This is a genomic window from Paenibacillus sp. 22594, from assembly GCF_052044425.1.
GTDB lineage: Bacteria > Bacillota > Bacilli > Paenibacillales > Paenibacillaceae > Paenibacillus_AQ.
In genome coordinates this window covers 1-308 of sequence record NZ_JBQENA010000067.1, presented here as the reverse complement: position 1 = coordinate 308, position 308 = coordinate 1, and the positions used below count along the sequence as shown (strand labels likewise).

The following is a 308-nucleotide window of genomic DNA, read 5'->3' as shown; positions in this document are numbered from 1 at the left end:
GAGGAACAGTACGAGCAAGAGGAAGTAAGCGGCAGCGTACCCCTGACACCGATCGTCAGGGAGTTTGCCTCCTGGAAGCTTTCTAAGCCACACCACTTCAATCAGGACATGCTGATGGAAATTGATCTGGAAGAGGAAAACCAGCTTCGGAAAGTGCTGGATGCCCTTACGGCACATCATGATATCCTGAGATCCGTCTACCGGGAAGGCCAGCTAGAGATCCTGAAAGTAAATGGCAACAAAGCCTATGAACTAAAGGTGTATGACTATAGCGAAGAACAATCGGTAGCGGAGCTAATGGAAGCGGC

General features: G+C 50.0%; 1 protein-coding gene. It reads left to right on the top strand.

Annotated features, from left to right (window positions below; all coding sequences use genetic code 11):
- A partial coding sequence (locus tag ACTJKB_RS31035) for a hypothetical protein (RefSeq protein WP_440838057.1) occupies nucleotides 1–308 on the top strand: 308 nt, incomplete at both ends.